At 55.7% G+C, this 1075-nt stretch carries 1 rRNA gene; it reads right to left on the bottom strand.

The annotated features are described in order from the left end of the window. Positions 1–1075, bottom strand: a 23S ribosomal RNA gene (locus tag ACZ56L_RS35985); the annotation flags it as partial.

The following is a 1075-nucleotide window of genomic DNA, read 5'->3' as shown; positions in this document are numbered from 1 at the left end:
AAGGGGGTGGGAATACTCATCTCGAAGCAGGCTTCCCGCTTAGATGCTTTCAGCGGTTATCCTTTCCGAACGTAGCCAACCAGCCATGCCCTTGGCAGGACAACTGGCACACCAGAGGTTCGTCCGTCCCGGTCCTCTCGTACTAGGGACAGCCCTTCTCAATATTCCTACGCGCACAGAGGATAGGGACCGAACTGTCTCACGACGTTCTAAACCCAGCTCGCGTACCGCTTTAATGGGCGAACAGCCCAACCCTTGGGACCGACTCCAGCCCCAGGATGCGACGAGCCGACATCGAGGTGCCAAACCATCCCGTCGATATGGACTCTTGGGGAAGATCAGCCTGTTATCCCCGGGGTACCTTTTATCCGTTGAGCGACAGCGCTTCCACAAGCCACTGCCGGATCACTAGTCCCGACTTTCGTCCCTGCTCGACCCGTCGGTCTCACAGTCAAGCTCCCTTGTGCACTTACACTCAACACCTGATTGCCAACCAGGCTGAGGGAACCTTTGGGCGCCTCCGTTACTCTTTAGGAGGCAACCGCCCCAGTTAAACTACCCATCAGACACTGTCCCTGATCCGGATCACGGACCGAGGTTAGACATCCAGCACGACCAGAGTGGTATTTCAACGGCGACTCCACACACACTGGCGTGCATGCTTCACAGTCTCCCACCTATCCTACACAAGCCGAACCGAACACCAATATCAAACTGTAGTAAAGGTCCCGGGGTCTTTCCGTCCTTCTGCGCGAAACGAGCATCTTTACTCGTAGTGCAATTTCACCGGGCCTATGGTTGAGACAGTCGAGAAGTCGTTACGCCATTCGTGCAGGTCGGAACTTACCCGACAAGGAATTTCGCTACCTTAGGATGGTTATAGTTACCACCGCCGTTTACTGGCGCTTAAGTTCTCAGCTTCGCCGACCCGAAAGTCAGCTAACCGGTCCCCTTAACGTTCCAGCACCGGGCAGGCGTCAGTCCGTATACATCGCCTTACGGCTTCGCACGGACCTGTGTTTTTAGTAAACAGTCGCTTCTCGCTGGTCTCTGCGGCCACCCCCAGCTCATGGAG

The organism is Streptomyces sp. NPDC039736 (assembly GCF_055596485.1).
This window is presented reverse-complemented; position numbering and strand designations above follow the sequence as displayed.